17 protein-coding genes are annotated in these 17,203 nt (G+C 60.5%); 8 read left to right on the forward strand and 9 right to left on the reverse strand.

Features of this window, described 5'->3' with window-relative positions; genetic code table 11:
* Window positions 1-201 precede the first annotated feature (201 nt).
* The 3 genes from AC3ISG_RS04810 to AC3ISG_RS04820 form a co-directional block, all read right to left on the reverse strand.
* Window positions 202-798 carry a superoxide dismutase gene (locus AC3ISG_RS04810; protein WP_065992213.1) on the reverse strand — a complete coding sequence of 199 codons (597 nt, stop codon included), beginning with the start codon at window positions 796-798 and terminating at the stop codon, window positions 202-204.
* Window positions 799-1,000: 202 nt separating this feature from the next.
* Window positions 1,001-1,603, reverse strand: coding sequence for a LysE/ArgO family amino acid transporter (locus tag AC3ISG_RS04815; RefSeq protein WP_489298620.1), 603 nt, complete (start codon window positions 1,601-1,603; stop codon window positions 1,001-1,003).
* A 36-nt stretch (window positions 1,604-1,639) separates the two neighbouring features.
* Entirely contained in the window at window positions 1,640-2,038 is a 399-nt protein-coding gene (locus AC3ISG_RS04820) for an ACT domain-containing protein (protein WP_489298621.1), read from the reverse strand.
* Window positions 2,039-2,144: 106 nt separating this feature from the next.
* On the opposite strand from AC3ISG_RS04820, the gene AC3ISG_RS04825 reads away from it, so the two are divergent.
* The 4 genes from AC3ISG_RS04825 (at window position 2,145) to AC3ISG_RS04840 (ending at window position 6,059) form a co-directional block, all read left to right on the forward strand.
* Window positions 2,145-3,044, forward strand: coding sequence for a LysR family transcriptional regulator ArgP (locus tag AC3ISG_RS04825; RefSeq protein WP_122535969.1), 900 nt, complete (start codon window positions 2,145-2,147; stop codon window positions 3,042-3,044).
* An 88-nt stretch (window positions 3,045-3,132) separates the two neighbouring features.
* Window positions 3,133-4,131, forward strand: a complete 999-nt coding sequence (locus tag AC3ISG_RS04830) for an NAD-dependent epimerase/dehydratase family protein (protein WP_489298622.1) — start codon at window positions 3,133-3,135, stop codon at window positions 4,129-4,131.
* Window positions 4,132-4,198: 67 nt separating this feature from the next.
* Window positions 4,199-5,053 carry an ATPase gene (locus AC3ISG_RS04835; protein ID WP_172609541.1) on the forward strand — a complete coding sequence of 285 codons (855 nt, stop codon included), beginning with the start codon at window positions 4,199-4,201 and terminating at the stop codon, window positions 5,051-5,053.
* 268 nt (window positions 5,054-5,321) lie between these two features.
* Window positions 5,322-6,059: a hypothetical protein gene (locus AC3ISG_RS04840; protein WP_489298623.1), complete on the forward strand. Its 738-nt coding sequence runs from the start codon at window positions 5,322-5,324 to the stop codon at window positions 6,057-6,059.
* A gap of 86 nt (window positions 6,060-6,145) precedes the next feature.
* Here the strand turns inward: AC3ISG_RS04840 and AC3ISG_RS04845 are convergent, their stop codons facing one another.
* From AC3ISG_RS04845 to AC3ISG_RS04855, 3 genes are read right to left on the reverse strand one after another with little or no spacing between them, the layout of a single operon-like run.
* Window positions 6,146-7,195: an alkene reductase gene (locus AC3ISG_RS04845; RefSeq protein WP_489298624.1), complete on the reverse strand. Its 1,050-nt coding sequence runs from the start codon at window positions 7,193-7,195 to the stop codon at window positions 6,146-6,148.
* A gap of 58 nt (window positions 7,196-7,253) precedes the next feature.
* Window positions 7,254-8,420 (reverse strand): MFS transporter, encoded by a 1,167-nt coding sequence (locus AC3ISG_RS04850; RefSeq protein ID WP_205486847.1) that lies wholly within the window; start codon window positions 8,418-8,420, stop codon window positions 7,254-7,256.
* Window positions 8,421-8,457: 37 nt separating this feature from the next.
* Complete coding sequence (locus AC3ISG_RS04855; RefSeq protein WP_489298625.1) at window positions 8,458-8,766, reverse strand: ArsR/SmtB family transcription factor; 309 nt, start codon at window positions 8,764-8,766, stop codon at window positions 8,458-8,460.
* A gap of 277 nt (window positions 8,767-9,043) precedes the next feature.
* Between AC3ISG_RS04855 and AC3ISG_RS04860 the strand changes: the two genes are divergently transcribed.
* Window positions 9,044-9,640 (forward strand): ACP phosphodiesterase, encoded by a 597-nt coding sequence (locus AC3ISG_RS04860; protein ID WP_122535976.1) that lies wholly within the window; start codon window positions 9,044-9,046, stop codon window positions 9,638-9,640.
* Here AC3ISG_RS04860 and AC3ISG_RS04865 read toward each other — a convergent pair.
* Window positions 9,601-10,389 carry a lysophospholipid acyltransferase family protein gene (locus AC3ISG_RS04865; protein WP_122535977.1) on the reverse strand — a complete coding sequence of 263 codons (789 nt, stop codon included), beginning with the start codon at window positions 10,387-10,389 and terminating at the stop codon, window positions 9,601-9,603. The two genes, AC3ISG_RS04860 and AC3ISG_RS04865, sit on opposite strands and share 40 nt — an antisense overlap.
* Window positions 10,389-11,144 carry an L-ornithine N(alpha)-acyltransferase gene (olsB, locus tag AC3ISG_RS04870; protein WP_122535978.1) on the reverse strand — a complete coding sequence of 252 codons (756 nt, stop codon included), beginning with the start codon at window positions 11,142-11,144 and terminating at the stop codon, window positions 10,389-10,391. Before olsB ends, AC3ISG_RS04865 begins: the two co-directional genes overlap by 1 nt.
* A gap of 196 nt (window positions 11,145-11,340) precedes the next feature.
* On the opposite strand from olsB, the gene AC3ISG_RS04875 reads away from it, so the two are divergent.
* From AC3ISG_RS04875 to AC3ISG_RS04885, 3 genes are all read left to right on the forward strand, one after another.
* The gene (locus AC3ISG_RS04875; protein WP_489298626.1) at window positions 11,341-12,429 is read left to right on the forward strand and encodes a serine hydrolase domain-containing protein; all 1,089 of its coding nucleotides are present in this window, start codon (window positions 11,341-11,343) and stop codon (window positions 12,427-12,429) included.
* Window positions 12,426-12,764, forward strand: a complete 339-nt coding sequence (locus tag AC3ISG_RS04880) for an amidase (protein WP_489298627.1) — start codon at window positions 12,426-12,428, stop codon at window positions 12,762-12,764. The genes AC3ISG_RS04875 and AC3ISG_RS04880 overlap by 4 nt, the downstream gene beginning before the upstream one ends.
* Before the next feature lie 149 nt (window positions 12,765-12,913).
* Window positions 12,914-14,071 carry a phospholipase D-like domain-containing protein gene (locus AC3ISG_RS04885; protein ID WP_489298628.1) on the forward strand — a complete coding sequence of 386 codons (1,158 nt, stop codon included), beginning with the start codon at window positions 12,914-12,916 and terminating at the stop codon, window positions 14,069-14,071.
* 22 nt (window positions 14,072-14,093) lie between these two features.
* Here AC3ISG_RS04885 and AC3ISG_RS04890 read toward each other — a convergent pair whose 3' ends face one another.
* Window positions 14,094-17,066 carry an RHS repeat domain-containing protein gene (locus tag AC3ISG_RS04890; protein ID WP_489298629.1) on the reverse strand — a complete coding sequence of 991 codons (2,973 nt, stop codon included), beginning with the start codon at window positions 17,064-17,066 and terminating at the stop codon, window positions 14,094-14,096.
* Window positions 17,067-17,203: the final 137 nt, after the last annotated feature.

Consider the following 17,203-nt stretch of genomic DNA (forward strand, 5'->3'; position numbering starts at 1 on the left):
AAAACAGTTGATAGGCGGACCACTCAGGCTATCCGTACTGTGTCGGTCATACGCGGGGAAAACTTGAGCCCAGCCGTTTGAATCAGCACGAAATTTGATATTAGTCCGCTATCGCTTCCAGACAATACATAAACGACAAACAGAAGGCGAAAAAAAACCCGGACGTGCCGGGCTTTTTTTATTCGAGCATTCAAGCGTTCATCAGGCGGTGAAGCTTTTGCCTTCGAACTGCTCGGCAACGAACTTCCAGTTGACCAGGTTCCAGAACGCCTCGACGTACTTCGGACGCAGGTTACGGTAGTCGATGTAGTAAGCGTGTTCCCAGACATCGCAGGTCAGCAGCGGGGTGTCGCCGCTGGTGATCGGGTTGCCGGCGCCGATGGTGCTGGCCAGTGCCAGGGAACCGTCAGCTTTCTTCACCAGCCAGCCCCAGCCAGAGCCGAAGGTGCCGATGGAGGTCTTGCTGAATTCTTCCTTGAACTTGTCGAACGAGCCGAACGCGGCGTTGATTGCGTCCGCCAGAGCGCCAGTCGGTTGGCCGCCGGCGTTTGGCGCCAGGCAGTTCCAGTAGAACGTGTGGTTCCAGACTTGAGCGGCGTTGTTGAAGATACCGCCCGAGGAAGTCTTGACGATTTCTTCCAGAGTCTTGCCTTCGAACTCGGTGCCTGGCACCAGGTTGTTCAGGTTCACGACATAGGTGTTGTGGTGCTTGTCGTGGTGGTATTCCAGAGTTTCCTTGGAGATGTGCGGTGCCAGAGCGTCATGTGCGTACGGCAGCGGAGGCAATTCAAAAGCCATGGTAATTCTCCTAATCAGGTCAGTTGCGGTTTGCGCAAGGCCGATCACGGGCGGCCAGACAGAACTTACGCCGGCGAGTTTGTACTCTTTGCAGCGCAGGGGCTGGATCATAGCACCGGCCCCTGACCTTAACCACGCAACAACTGTGTGGGATAGAGGTTCCAGAGCGTTGCGCTGAAATGCGCTTCGGCGAGACGAATATTCACGCCGTTCTGATCAATTGCACCGCCACGCTGAACATCATCACCGCGACCATCAGGTCCAGCAGACGCCAGGTTGTCGGGCGGGCGAGCCATGGGGCCAGCCAGGCGGCGCCAATTGCCAGCGTTGAAAACCACAACACCGAAGCGCTGGCTGCCCCGGCCACATAGGCGCCGGGCACCGCTTGCTGGGCACCGAGGGAGCCGATCAGCAGCACCGTGTCGAGATAAACGTGCGGGTTCAGCAAGGTCACCGTCAACGCGGTGAGCAATACCGCGCGGCGTGACCGCTGGCCGTCGGCATCGCGCTGAGCAAGACTCTGCGGCGACAATGCACGGCGCAGGGCCATGGTGCCGTACCACAGCAGAAACACCACGCCGCCCCAGCGCGCCACCGCCAGCAGCGTCGGGTTGTGGGCCAGCACATTGGCCAACCCGAACACACCGGCGGCCACCAGTACGGCATCGCACACGATGCACAGCAGGGCCACGGAAAGGTGGTGTTCGCGACGCAGACTTTGCGCCAGCACATAGGCGTTCTGAGTGCCGATGGCCATGATCAGCCCGAGAGAAACCAGCAGGCCGTTGAGGTAACTTTGCCACATGATGTCGGGCCTCGATCAGTTCAGGAATGGGCGTGATCAGGCGCTCGTGGCCAGTGCGCGCAGGGTGGTCATGGCCTTCAGCGCGTCGTCCTTACCCACGAAAAGATGGTCGTGGTAAAAGCCGGCGACCACGTTGCAACTGATGCCTGCCTGGCCCAGTGCGCTCGCGAAGGCCGCGGTCAGTCCGACTGCCGCGAGCGAGGAGTGAACGGTCAGGGTGATCCAGGCCATGACGTAATCGCAGTCAAGGCCCAAACGCTGCGCCTGATTGCGTTCGAGGATGACGGTCAGGCCTTCGCGTTCGCGAAAGCTCCCGACCAGCTCGATGCCTTCCACGCGGCTGCCGTCAGCCACGGTGCAGAACACGTATTCACCGTCGTTCAGTTCAGGGTTCATGCTGCGCAACAGCGCGCCGAGGGAGGTTTCGCCAGTCATTGATATCTCGCCATTACTAAAGGACGCATCAGTCAGTGGTGGCGATTGTCGGTTGAACGCGAGTATAAGAAAAACCAATAACGCTCATTCCCCATTAGGGAAACTGATGTTCGACTACAAGTTACTTTCCGCGTTGGCGGCCGTGATCGAGCAGGCCGGTTTCGAACGCGCCGCTCAGGTGCTCGGCCTTTCCCAATCAGCCGTGTCCCAGCGCATCAAGCTTTTGGAGGCGCGGGTCGGCCAGCCGGTGTTGGTTCGTGCAACCCCGCCGAGCCCAACGGAGATAGGCCGGCTGTTGCTCAACCATGTCCAACAGGTGCGCTTACTGGAACGCGACCTGCAGAGCGTGGTGCCGGCCCTGGACGAAGGCGGCATGCCTGAACGTTTGCGCATCGCGCTGAACGCCGACAGCCTGGCGACCTGGTGGGCCCTCGCGGTAGGAGACTTTTGTGCCGAGCATCGACTCCTCACCGACCTCGTCGTCGAGGATCAGGATGTCGGCCTCAAACGCATGCGCGCCGGTGAAGTGGCCGCATGTCTGTGCGGCAGTGAACGGCCGGTGGCGGGGGCGCGGAGTTTATTACTCGGCGCCATGCGTTATCGGGCGTTGGCCAGCCCTGACTTTATTGATCGGCATTTCCCGCAGGGTGTCACGCCTCAAGCGGTCGCCCGATCGCCCGCGCTGGTGTTCGGCCCGGATGATTTCCTGCAGCATCGCTACCTCGCTTCGCTGGGTGTCGAAGGCGGTTTCGAGCATCATTTGTGTCCGTCGTCCGAAGGTTTCACGCGCATGGTCGAAGCCGGAATGGGGTGGGGACTGGTGCCGGAATTGCAGGTCCGTGGACAATTGGCGAGTGGTTTGTTGGTCGAGTTGCTGCCCGATCACTGCATTGATGTGCCCTTGTACTGGCATCATTGGCGCAACGGCGGCCGGTTGTTGACGGAGCTGACGGACCATCTGGCGAAAAAAGCCGGGCAGTGGCTGGTGCCGTTGGAGTCTGAGTGAACGTCAGTAGTCGACGCAGCAGATTGTAGGATCGGTCGCGGCATAGCCGCGGCGATCACAGGCAAAAGAAGATGAAACGGAGCAGGCAATGAAAATTCTGGTCACCGGCGCAGGCGGCTTCATCGGCGGACGCTTCGCGCGTTTCGCGCTGGAGCAAGGTCTGAGCGTCCGGGTCAACGGCCGTCGCGCTGAGGGTGTCGAGCATCTGGTGCGGCGCGGGGCCGAGTTCATCCAGGGCGATCTTTCCGATCCGGAGCTTGTTCATGCGCTGTGTGACGACGTCGAAGCCGTGGTCCATTGCGCGGGGGCGGTGGGTACATGGGGGCGACGTCAGGACTTCCATCAGGGCAACGTTCAGGTCACCGAAAACGTCGTTGAAGCCTGCCTGAAACAGAGAGTCCGGCGGTTGGTGCATCTGTCCTCGCCCTCGATCTATTTCGATGGCCGATCGCACCTCGATATCCGTGAGGAACAAGTGCCCAAGCGCTTCGGCAATCACTACGCCGCGACCAAATACCTGGCCGAACAGAAGGTGTTTGGTGCCGAAGAGTTCGGTCTGGAAGTCATCGCCCTGCGCCCACGTTTTGTGACGGGTGCGGGTGACACGAGCATTTTCCCGCGACTGCTGCAGATGCAGCAGAAGAAGCGCTTGTCGATCATCGGCAACGGCTTGAACAAGGTTGATTTCACCAGCATTCAGAACCTCAATGAGGCGCTGCTCAGCAGTCTGCTGGCCGCCGGCTCAGCGCTGGGCAAGGCTTACAACATCAGCAACGGCGCGCCCGTCCCGCTTTGGGACGTGGTCAATTACGTCATGCGCCAGATGGAGTTGCCACCGGTGAGACGCTATCGGTCTTACGGCTTGGCGTACTCCGCGGCGGCCATGAACGAGGCGGCGTGCCTGATCTGGCCGGGGCAACCTGAACCGACGCTGTCGCGCATCGGGATGCAGGTGATGAGCAGGGATTTCACGCTTGATATCAATCGCGCCAGGCATTATCTGGATTACCAGCCTGACGTCAGCGTGTGGACTGCCCTCGACGAGTTCTGCGGTTGGTGGAAAGCCCAGCACGGCGGCGCGTTATAAAAGGCGTCAACATCCGTGGTTATACTGCGAGCCATTCAGATTCAGCGGTTTTTTCAAAGGTAAACCCATGCGCAAAGATCCCTATGACGACGTCGATGACGTCCCGAGCCTCAGCGCCAAAGACGATGACGATGATTTTCTGCCGCCGCCGGGTGCCCGCGAGCGCACGACGGTGTACTCGCGCGACACGCCAGTGGTGAAGGTGAAGGCGCCCGGCACCGGCGCGTTGTGGGCGTTGATCTGCGTGCTGTTTATCGCTTTTTGCGGCCTGGGCTGGTGGAGTTTTCAGCAGGTGTCGTTGATGGAGCAGCAGCTGGTTGCAACGCAGGAAAGCTTTGCGAGGATCAGTGAGGAGGCGGCGGGGCGCTTGCAGGATATTTCCGGGAAGGTGGTCGCCACCGAGTCGATGGCGAGCAGCAGCGAGGCGTTGAAGGCACAGATCAAGCAGTTGCAGGATCAGTTGGCGGATCAGAGCAAGCAGCAGCAGGGTGTGGCGGGTTTGCAGGGCGGGCTGGACAAGCGGCTGGAGCAGATCAGTACGCAGAGCGCGCAGCAGCAGGCAACCAACCAGCAGTTGCAGGACCAGCTCAAGGCCGTGACGACGGAGCTGGCAGCGTTGAAAGCGGCGGTGCCGGATGGCAAGTCGATTCAGACTGAGCAGGAGCGGCTGGAGACGCAACTGAAGGGTTTGAATGCAGATGTGGCGAATCTGAAGAAAGCGAACGGCAGTCAGGCGATCGAGCAGCTTGAGCAGGATATGGTGGTGGTGAAGAGCGAGTTGGAAAATCGTCCAGCGGCGGCTGCTTCGTCAGGGGCGAGTCTGCAGGAGTTCGATGCGTTTCGTGCGCAGATGACGCGGACGATCAATACGTTGCAGAGTCAGATTCAGACGTTGTCGCAACAGATCAACGCTCGACCTTGAAGCACCCCCTCCCGACGACGGCGCCTGTTGTGATGTTGTCGGGGGGGACTGACACAAAGTGAAGTCGAGGAGTGAATGCTTAACTCCAACCTGTAGGCTATTTCCGATTTTGATATTTTTTAGGATTTTGAATGGCGTTTATTTTTATTTGAATTATGGTTCTGTTCAGTAACTCGCAAGACAGTGAAGCGCTTCAATGACGAAGCTCTTTTGAAGAACGATACAACTCCAACGGGGTGTTTCGTTACAGCAATCAAGGATGACTCAAATGAATGGATTCAAGACTAAACACGGCCAAGGCCGCTCGATCGGTAAAAGCATCGTCAGCGGTGCGGGCCTTGCCCGAAGTGCTGCAAAGCCGCCCAGCATCAAACCCGGCATCAAGCCTCCGGTGACGAAGCCGCCGGTCATCAAGCCGCCTGTTACAAAGCCTCCGATCGTCAAGCCACCCGTTACAAAGCCACCGGTTATCAAACCACCTGTGACAACTCCGCCCTCAATTAAACCGCCGGTCATCCGACCGCCTGTTGTAAAGCCAGTGAAACCACCACAGTCGGCGGTTAAACCCCGTCCGCCGAAGCCTGTCACTGCGGGACCGGTCAAGCCACCCGCGTCGTTGGTGCTGCCGCCCAAGCCGCTGATCCCGCCTCGTCTGGCTGAAGTGCTGTCGGTGGTTGATACGATTACCGGTGTCATTTCGTTGTTGTATCCGTTGGGTACCTATCTGCTGCCAAGCGGAGACAGACAGTTGCCGGACGGCCGCGTAGCCGACGCCGGAGGCGAGTACGTCACGGATGCCGATGGCAACGTCCAATATCTGGACGGGACCATTATGTACGCAGACGGGACGATCAAGTTTCCGGACGGCACCTACCAATATACCGACGGCAGTTATATGTACCCTGATGGCACCGTTGGTTATCCGGACGGTACCTGGCGGTTCCCGGATGGCACTGTGACGGATTCGGAAGGCAATGTGTTGGCTACTGATTATCCGGAGCTATAAGTTAAAACGTTAGTTGCTAAAAAAGCCCCGGCTCTTTCGAGTCGGGGCTTTTTTACTATCGTTGTATTACTTTATGAGCGGTGCGCTTACAGCGTTGGGTAATCCAGATAACCCTCAGCGCCTTTCGCATAGAAAGTTTCTGGATGCGGCTCGTTCAGCGGAGCATCCTTGGCCAGACGCGCCGGCAGGTCAGGGTTGGCAATGAACGGCACGCCAAACGCCACTGCATCTGCCTTGCCGCTCGCCAGCCACTCGTTGGCGCTTTCTTTGGTGAACTTCTCGTTGGCGATGAACACGCCGCCGAAGGCTTCTTTCAGGCGCGGGCCGAGGCTGTCGTCGAGTTCGCGTTCGCGGGCGCAGATGAAGGCGATGCCGCGTTTGCCGAGTTCGTTGGCGACGTAGGTGAAGGTCTCGGCCAGGTTGGCGTCGCCCATGTCGTGGGCATCAGCGCGGGGTGCCAGGTGTACGCCGACACGGCCAGCGCCCCAGACTTCAACGGCGGCGTCGGTCACTTCCAACAGCAGACGTGCGCGATTTTCCAGCGAGCCGCCGTAGGCATCGGTGCGGGTGTTGGTGCTGGTTTGCAGGAACTGGTCGAGCAGGTAACCGTTGGCGCCGTGGATCTCTACGCCGTCAAAGCCGGCGGCCTTGGCGTTCTCTGCACCGGCACGGTAGGCGTCGACGATTTCTTCGATTTCCGCCAGTTCCAGCGCGCGCGGGGTGACGTAGTCAGACAGCGGACGCACCAGGCTCACGTGGCCTTTTGGCTGGATGGCGCTCGGCGCGACCGGGGTTTCGCCATTCAGGTAAGTCGGGTGGGAAACGCGACCCACGTGCCACAGTTGCAGCACGATCTTGCCCCCCGCCGCGTGCACGGCTTTGGTGACGTTGGCCCAGCCGCGTACTTGGTCGTTGGACCAGATGCCCGGGGTGTCAGGGTAGCCAACGCCCATTGGCATGACCGAAGTGGCTTCGCTGATGATCAGGCCGGCCGAGGCGCGTTGAACGTAATACTCCGCCATCATCGCGTTGGGCACGCGGCCTTCGTCGGCGCGGCAGCGGGTCAGCGGCGCCATGACGATACGGTTGGCCAGTTCCAGGTCACCCATCTTGATCGGGTCAAAAATCGTGGTCATCGTGAAATCCTTAGTGCAATCGGTAAAAGGTGGATCCGCAGGTTTCAAATTCGGGGAATCAGTTCGTCACAGGGGCCATTTCGACATCGCTGCGCTGACGGAAATTGATCAGCGTCACCAGCAGGGCCAGCACCGCCAGTACGCCGGCGGCCAGCGGCACGGTGGTCAGGCCGAAGCCATGGGCGATGACGCTGCCGCCGACCCATGCGCCCAGCGCGTTGCCGACGTTGAAGGCGCCGATGTTCAGGGTCGACACCAGATTGGGCGCGGCCTTACCGAAGGTCACCACGTTGATCTGCAGGGCAGGCACGGCGGCAAACGCGGCGGTGGCCCAGAGGAACAGGGTGATTTCAGCCGGGATCAGCGCCGTGCTGGTCCAGCTCAGGACCGTTGAGATCACCGCCATGGCAATGAACACGCCGATGAGCGTGGCGGCGAGTCGACGGTCAGCCAGCTTGCCGCCGATGATGTTGCCCAGCGTCAGGCCGAGGCCAATGAGCATCAGCGTCCAGGTCACCCCGAGCGGCGAAACACCCGTGACTTCGCCCAGCAATGGCGCGACGTAGGTGAACAGCGCGAACACGGAGGCGGCGAACAGCGCGGTCATGCTCAACGACAGCCAGATACCTACGCCTTTGAGCGCAGCCAGTTCGGCGCGCATGTCGAGTTTTTCCTCATCGCGTTTGCTCGGCAGGAAGCGAATCAAGCCAATGAACGCGATGACGCCGATCACCGTGACCGCGAAGAAGGTCGAGCGCCAGCCGGCCTGTTGTCCCAGCGCGGTGCCCAGTGGCACGCCGAGGACGTTCGCCAGGGTGAGGCCGGTGAACATCAGCGCGACGGCCGATGCCCGACGATTGGCCGGAACCAGGCCCGCCGCCACCACCGAACCGATGCCGAAGAATGCGCCGTGGCACAGCGCGGTGACCACGCGGGCGAACATCAGGATGTTGTAATCCGCCGCCAGCGCGCAGAGCAGGTTGCCGATGATAAAAATCCCCATCAGCGTGACCAGTGCACCTTTGCGCGGCAGTTTGGCGGTGGCCATCGCCATGAACGGCGCGCCGATCGCGACCCCCAGGGCGTAACCGGTGACCAGCCAGCCGGCGCCGGGGATGCTGACGCCCAGGTCGCGTGCGACGTCGGGGAGCAGGCCCATGATGACGAACTCGGTCGTCCCGATGGCGAAGGCGCTCAGGGCCAGAATGAGTAATGAGAGGGGCACGTTGCGTCTCCTGAAAGGCGGGTGTGTAGCGCAGGGCTCAGAGCCGCTGCGCCAGTTGCTGCACGAACGCCTGAATGACGTCTTCGTTGCGCTTGAAAAAATGCCACTGGCCGTGTTTTTGGCTAGTGATCAACCCGGCGCGCTGAAGCGTTGCCAGATGGGCCGAAACGGTCGACTGCGACAACCCCGCGCGCTGGTCGATCTGGCCGGCACAGACGCCGCCATCAATGGTGTGACGCTGATCGCGGAAGGTCGCAACCGGGTCTTTGAGCCAGTCCAGAATCTGCCGGCGAACCGGGTGGGCGAGGGCTTTGATGATGTCGTCAATGTCGATGTCGGTAGGCATGTCGTTCTCAGTGCAGGTGCGCTGTGTCGCGATGGGGCGAACCTTATATCTATAAATCGCGATATACAAATATGATTAGGTGCTTAGCAGAGGTCGAATCGTTATATCGGGTTATAACGATATGAGCTTGGCCTGATACCTCGGTGGGCCTTCACCGGCAATCGCGCTTTACACGCGCAGGGAATGTCGCGACTGTACGAACGTCATTGCGCATGAGTCCCCGCACATTCGGCGGAGTCAGGCGCAGAAAAAAGGCTCGCAGCAATAGGCAACAAGCATGAATTACCTCGCACACCTGCACCTCGGCGGGCAGGCGCCGGCGCAATTGCTGGGCAGCCTGTACGGCGACTTCGTCAAAGGGCTGCTGCCCGGACGTTTCCCGGCGGACATCGAAAGCGCGATTCGTCTGCATCGGCGCATTGATGCCTTCACCGATTCTCACCCGCTGACCAAGCAAGCACTGGGGCGCTTCCCCGATGGCCGTCGGCGCTATGCCGGCATCGCACTGGATGTGTTTTTCGACCATTGCCTGGCGCGGGACTGGCACGTGTATTCCGACGAGCCACTGGATACCTTCACCGCAAGGGTCTACCGCGTGCTGGCGGAAGAGCCCGCATTGCCGGAGCGTCTGGGGCTGATCGCGCCGCGCATGGCAGCGCAGGACTGGCTAGGTTCGTACCGGGAATTTTCGGTGGTGGGCGATGCGCTGGCCGGCATCTCGCGACGTTTGTCACGGCCTGAAGGGCTGGCCGGGGTTTACCAGGAGTTGCACGCGCTGTATCGACCGCTGAGTGACGACTTCAGCGCGTTTTACCCTGAGCTTCAGGCGTTTGCTCAAGCGGCTTTGGCGGCGGAACGTAAGATCGCCGGTTGAACCGCCTCGCCGAACAGCGCGACCTGCACCGCCTGCTGGGCTTCGAACGCCAGCGCCGCGCGTTCTTTCCCCTGGGAAGCGATGGGCGAGAGCAGCTGGATGTGCACCTCACTCACCTCATTGGCAAACAATCGACGCAGGTGCGAGAGCAAGTCGTCGTCGCCAATGAAGGGCGCGATCTGATCCGGCTGGCCGTCACGCACATATTGAATGGCAACAGGCTGCACCGGCACGCCGGTTTCAATCGCACTCGACAGCAGGCGGCCATGGAACGTGCGCAAGCTGCGGCCGTCGGTGGTGGTGCCCTCGGGGAAGATCACCAGCGAATGCCTGCCGAGCAAATGCTGCCCCATCTGCTTTTGAATCAGCTTGCTGTCCCCCGAGCCCCTGCGGATGAACAGTGTCCCGGCTTTCAACGCCAGCCAGCCCGCCACCGGCCAAGTGCGCACTTCGGCTTTCGACAGAAAGGACAGCGGCGCCAGCATTCCCAACAGAGGGATGTCGGTCCACGACACATGATTGCTCACCCACAACATTGGCTCGCTCGGCAGCTTGCCGCTGACCTTCACGCGGAACGGCAGCGCGGCACTCAGGCGCGCCATGAACCAGGCGGTCCAGCGCTGGCGACGGGCCATGGAGTTGCCGATGCGCAGGCGTTCCATCAGGGCAAAGGTGCCGGCGATGCTCAGGCCCAGCGCAATGACCCAAAGCACCCGCACCACGCGCGCATGACTGCGCCACGTGCTCATCACACCGCTGCCTTGAAGTGGCGAGCGTAGCGTGGGCACAAGTCGTCGCGCTTGAGCAGGATGAAGACATCGGCGACCTGGAAGTCTTCGTCCCAGCACGGTTCGCCGCAGATCTTCGCGCCCAGGCGCATGTAGGCCTTGAGCAGCGGCGGCATCTCGCAGATCACGTTGTTGGGCAGGTCCAGCGTCGGCAGCGGATTCTTCGGTTCGGCGCGCAGGTGCTCGGTGCACAGATAACGTTCGCGCAGGCGTTGCATGATCGCGTGGGCCTGAATGCCGCCGTCCTGCATCGGGATGCTGGCGCAGCCCATCAGGTAGCTGTAACCGCCTTCGTTGAGGATCTCGGCCAGTTCGCTCCACAGCACGGCGATGGTGCCGCCGTTGCGATAGGCCGGGTCGACGCAGGTCCGACCCAGTTCCAGAATCGGGCCCTGCAGGTGGCGCAGGCCGTGCAGGCTGAATTCTTCTTCGCTGTAGAAGTTGCCCAAGGTGTTGGCGGCTTTGTGATCCAGCAAACGGGTGGTGGCGACCAGACGACCGCTGCTCAGGTCGCGCACGCCGATGTGCATGCAGTGAACGTCGTAATCATCGATATCCAGGCCCAGCTCGGCGCCCTTGAGCCTGGCGTTGAACTCGCCGCTGAACACACTGAAGCGCAACGCCTGTGCTTCCTGCAGGGCCTTATCACCGATCAGGCGTTCTGCCTGCAGGCGACGTTCGGTTCGGGTGTCTCGAATGCTGGCGATCTGAGTCATGCGGCGTCTCCGTAATCCCGCCTTCGTCCAGGCGAGTCGACTGATTGTTCGAGCATTGCTGTCCGAATTCAGGCTAGGGAGGGGCCGTGTCACGACCATTAAGCTTTGGTGATGGTTGCGTGACAGGAGGTTTGGGTTCCCGGCGCTGTCATAGTTGACTGCTAGGGTTGATCTCATCCGAGCCCGAGCCCCCTCCATGACCCGCTTGCTTTTCACCCTCGCGCTGTTGCTCATCAGCTGTTCAATCGCCGCTGAAACCTGGCCCGCGCCGGAGTGGTCCCAGCGCCTGCTCATTCGAAAAGACGCTGTATCCGCCCTTGAGTCCTACGCCTTCTCGACCCGTGACGAAACCACCCGCCAAGGTGTGCGCACGGACGCGCTGCTGATCATTCACGACGGCGAAGTGGTGTATGAACGTTATGGCGGCGTGACCCGAGCCGACACCCCGCACCTGACCTGGTCGATCAGCAAAAGCATTTTGGCGAGCGTGCTGGGCGTCGCTTTTGCTGAAGGCCGTTTCAAACTTGAAGACCCCGTCGCCAGGTTCTACCCGCCATTCAGTGCGCATCCCGATATCAAACTTCAGGACCTTCTGCACTGGGCTTCAGGGCTGGACTGGCAGGAGGATTACGAATACGCGCCGCTAAACTCGTCGGTCGTCGCGATGCTCTACACCCGAGGCAGCGGGGACATGGCGCGGTACACCGCCGAGCACCGCGTCGCCAGTGCGCCGGGCACCTCATACCGCTATTCCAGTGGCGACAGCACCGTCCTCGCCGCCGCCCTCAAAAGCATGGTCGGTGACAGCGCTTACGCCAATTACCCGTGGACCGCCTTGTTCGACCCGCTGGGCATCACCAGCGCCACGTGGGAGCGCGACGCCGCCGGCACTTTTGTCGGGTCGTCCTACGCGTACATGACGGCCCGCGATCTGGCGCGCATCGGCCTTTTGATGGAACGCGGCGGGCGCTGGCAGGACCACCAGGTGCTGCCCAGGGCCTGGGTTGATTTCAACCTGACGCCGTTCAAATCCCTGACGCCGACTCCAACCGATGAAGCCCCCGGCGGTCACTGGTGGCTGAACAAGACTGCCGATGGCAAGCCCGGTCCGTGGCGCGACGCACCTTCCGACACCTTTGCCGCCCTCGGCCATTGGGGGCAGGCGCTGTACGTGATCCCCAGCGCGAAGCTGGCGATCGTTCGCTACGCCGACGATCGCGACGGCACTTATGACCACAACCAGTTGCTCAAGCTGGCGCTGAAGGCCGTGGAGGGTGATCAATGAACGCTCGTAAAGCATTCATCCGACGCCGCCCGTTCAGCAGTGTCGGCCTATTGGTGCTGCTGGTCATCGCCGGCCTGATCTGGAACTGGCGCATTCAACTGCAGGTGTTCCCCAGCATCATCAGCGCCTACACCGCCAAGGAATACTGCTCGTGCCGCTTCGTCATGAACAACCCGGCGGAGTACTGCCACAGCTACGTCAAACAGTGGCTGCCCAGCACGATCAACGAGGATGCCCTGAACAAGCGCATCACCGCGACAGGGCTGGGCCGCGAAAGCGAAGCCCGCTGGGAAGGTGCACGCCAGGGCTGCCGGTTGTCATCGCCGGTGCCGTAGAACGTTGAAGTTTGCCTGCGGTCAGACAGCCGGATAGGGTTGCGTATCGCACCCTCTGGAGTCTGCATGTCCATTCGCATTCCATCCTCGCTGGCCCGCCCGGCAAGCGCTGCCCAAACCTGCCTGCTGACCGCCATGGCGAGCCGCCCATGAAGGGCGCGATTTTCCCATGGCGTGAAGAGAACCAGTTCAACCTGCTGATCGACGGCCCTGCTTTTTTTCCGCGCATGATCGCCGCGATCGAGGGCGCGCAGCAGCAGATCGAGCTCGAACTGTATCTGGTCGAAGCCGGCGCCTGTGCCGAAGCGATCGTGCAGGCGCTGGTCAGTGCGGCGAGACGTGGCGTCATCGTGCGCTGTCTGTTCGACGGCTTCGGCTCGGCGGCGTTCACGATCGGCTTGCGCAAGCGCCTGACCGACGCTGGCGTGATCCTGCGTTTCTATAACCGGGTGCATTGGCGACGCGGCTTTCGAAACCTCTACCGCGACCATCGCAAATTGCTGCTGGTCGACAAAGAACTGGCGGTAGTGGGCGGAACGGGGGTTACCGACGAGTTCTGGCGCCCGGACCTGAACAGCAGTGAGTGGCATGAGGTGATGGTCGAGATTCGCGGCCCGCTGGTAATCGACTGGCAAGCGCTGTTTGACCGCCAGTTTCACGCCAACCCTCGGCGGCGAGCGTGGCGGCCCGCGGAAAATTTCGGTCTGCCGCGCTTGCCCAAGGCACCCGTCAGCGGGAATGGACTGGGGCGCGTGGCCTATGCCGATTCCCGTCAGCATCGGGATATCGTGCAGTCTCTGGTGCGCGCGCTGAACACCAGCAAGACGCGCATCTGGCTGGCGACGCCGTATTTTCTGCCGACCTGGAAAGTCCGCCGCGCGTTGCGTCGTGCGGCCTCTCGGGGCGTCGACGTGCGCTTGTTGCTGACCGGGCCGCGCACCGATCACCCCTCGGTTCGCTACGCCGGCCACCGTTATTACCCCCGCCTGTTGCGCGCGGGGGTGAAAATCTTCGAGTACCAGCCGTGCTTCCTGCACTTGAAAATGGTGCTGGTGGACGACTGGGTCAGCGTGGGCTCCTGCAACTTCGATCACTGGAACCTGCGCTTCAATCTCGAGGCCAACCTTGAAGCCCTGGACCCCGCGCTCACCTTGGCTGTCGCCAGCAGCTTCGAACAAGACTTCACCGCCAGTAATCTGGTCAGCCTCGACGACTGGAAAGCCCGGCCGCTGTGGCGCCGCGTGCAACAGCGCGTTTGGGGCTGGGTGGATCGACTGGTCGTCAACGCGCTGGATCGGCGGGGCTAGAAAGATTCAGCTGCGTTTTCTTTTACCGATGGAATGTCAGGAAGTTTCCTATCGGTCTGGCTGGTTTGACGCCGCTTCTGCCTAGTCTCAGCGTGTGGACCTGCAACAGGTGCTCGCCATCAGGGTCCAGCACGCCAAGCGTTGACGAATCGCCACCGTCGAGATTCCAGGATGAGGCGGCGGGTAGGCCTTCTTCATTTTTAGGGTTCAGTCTGTCCAGTCCAGCCATGACGGTTGCCCATTCAAGCATCGTGAAACCAGGCTCATCGGTTTTTCTAGGAAAGGTGCCTCGGCCCTGGTTAAGCGCGATAGCCAGACGAGTTCTGCTGGTGGCGTTTTCTGCAAGGCTGATCGCTGAGCGCGCATTGGGGTCGCTGGCATGACCCAAAGCGCCCACGTGGGCCGTTTCTTCGCCATAGATGTGTTTTGTTTGAAGGCTGTCTCTGCGTGAAAACTCCATGATGCCTCTCGTTGTCAGTTTGGGGGCCACATGGATGAATGAACCGTCTCCTAGCTGCAGTTTTGAATAAGCTGAACTGTAGTCTTCAGGCGGGTCGATATAAGGCTTATGACGGCCGTCGATGAAGTTCCTTCCAACTGAGGCGTATTCCAGGTTTGGAGTTTGAGAGGATGATGCTGAATGTCCTGATATGGGTTGCCTGGCTCCCATATTGAAATATCCACCGTTTACGTAGGCCGTCGGCATCGAACCGCTTGCGGTTTTGATTTCATCACCTGAGGCCCTACTCAGCTTTATGACCGCATCGCCCCCTGATACCTTGCCCTTAAGACTGCTGCTCAGAGACAGGTAGGTGAGTTCGCGTGGCGCTGCCGCTTCGCGATCAAGCTCAATGCCGACTTTTGCGAATACAGCGTTGTCACCTTTAATCGATACGCCGATAACTCCTTTAGTCAGTGTTTTAACGTTAATGGGCGATTCAACAATGGGCGATTCAAGAATGGGCGATTTAAATCTCCTGTATTGACGCTGGATCTTGACTGCGGCCTGAGTTTGAGTTACGTCCATACCCACCAGCCCGTTGGTATCGAACTTACTCGCGGGCGAGTTGCTGACGAAGCAGTAAAGATTCAGCCCATCGGCACTGCCTTGCGGATCTGGGTTTATCCAACGCTGTAACCACGGTGCGTAATAACGCATGCCGTAGTAATAGAGCCCTGTGGCATCGCGCTCTTTGCCGCTGTAGCGAACGGTTCGGTATTTGGCTTCAATGGCGCTACGCGCGGTCCACCAGGCGGTGCCGCCGAACGGGTAATAACCTTCCCGGGTAATGACGCCACCCTGATCGTCCAGCTCCAGCGTGCTGGAGCCCAGATGATCACTCAACTCATAACGCACCTGATTGTCATCGATCCCATCGGGCTTGTTGGCCGTCCAGTGCAAAATCCGTACGCTGCTGCCTCCTGCCTGAACCGTTGCCACTTCCAGAATCTCACCACCCGGCTGGTTGCGGATTTCCAGCCCATCGAGGTAGCGGACCTCCGACACCAGCGTTCGGCCACTTGCTTGCGCCTTGGTGATCTTGCGCAAGCGCTGGCCCCCGCTGTCATAAATATAGTGTTCGTCATCGTTTGCTCCGGCCTCCCGGCGCACGGTGGTGACCAACCGCAGCTGGTTGCGCACGTCCCATTCCAGGGGCTGGCCGCGAACCAGTTCCTGCAGATTGCCATTTGAGTCGAATCCGGATGCAAAGTCCGCGTCGGTTTCATCGTGGGGGAGGCTGCGGTTGCTGTCGGGTGCCACGTCCATTTTGCGCGTGAAGGCTTGCCCACCCGCATGATGCATTTCCAGCAGGTTGCCCCCTGCGTCGTAGCGGTAAGTCTGGGAGTAATTGGCCAGGTTATTAGGGTCCGGAATCGGGATGATCGCGTCGGGCAATGCGGGGCCGTGACTGGCGCCGGTCGAGACCTCACGCCCACTGGCTTCTATCAGTTGATAAAGAGTGTTGTAACGGTAGTGACTGACGGGCTCAATCTTCTGGTTGTTAGCAAAACGGGTCGGCTGGCTGGCGTCCTCAGCGTGAACGACATTGCCCGCTGGATCGTATTGATACTTCAAGTCCGACAGCAGCGTGCCATTGGCTTTTTTAGCGGTCATTCGAGCTGTACGTCCACTTGCCGGCTCGTAGGTGATTTCGCGGATGACCCCGTTACCGAAAGTTTGCGCCAAGACCTGGCCGCTGGCGCTGTAAGCGATTGCGCTGACCAGGCGCTGAGGCGCCGATGTGCCCGCCAGTTCTATCCTGGATTCCCGAAGCTGACCGCTGACGCCATAGGATGATGTGCGCCGATTGCCCGCCGGGTCTGTCTGTTGGACGGCCTCCGCCAGCGCATCGACAACGGCCGAGCTGAAATACCCTTCGCCGGCTTCGAGCAGCAGATCGCGTTCAATGACGCTTTCTGGCCAGTCCGGTAATTGCAGGCTGAGCAGCAGTCGCCGATTTGTCAGCAGTAAGCCGCCCGCCAACCCGAACTCACACCCCAGCACTGTGCCTGCCGGATCGTCATGACGTATCAGTTGACCGCATTGATTGTGGTGCGCCGATTCCGTCGAACTGTCGCCATAGGTGAAGCGTTCGACAATCGCGGGCTCGCCATCCGCCGGTTTTTCAGTGAATGACGCGGGACGAAACATCGGGTCGTAATCGACGTGAACACTGCTCCCTCTGGCGTCCCAACTGTCCAGTAACTGGCCGGCAGCTCCGCTCAGTGTCAGCTTCCACCCCGCGTCGACGCTCTGCTGCAGAAGTGCTACGCCGGATAGCGAGTGAATGCTAGTGGTGTTGAGCGGCGATGCCGTGCCCGCGAAGCGCGGATCCTGATCGGCAACGTGCCGACCCGCTTCATCCCAGCGATGTCGCGTGATGCGTGGCTCGGCGACCTCCCCTTCGACTGCTCGGCAATAGGCGATATGCCGCACCAACAAGGCACGCGGGTCGACGACCTGTAATTGTGGGGTTTTACTGTGCAGGTTCATGAAGGCGACCTCCTTTCTACGGGTGAGTTGCAGGCGCTAATTGAGTCAGCATCGAATCGCTGTACCCCCTTGAGCCTGGTTCGTGGCGCATCATCCATGTCTGCGGCCGCCGGGCCGGCTGGCGGTCAATCAGGCCT

It is taken from the genome of Pseudomonas sp. GL_135, from assembly GCF_057834665.1.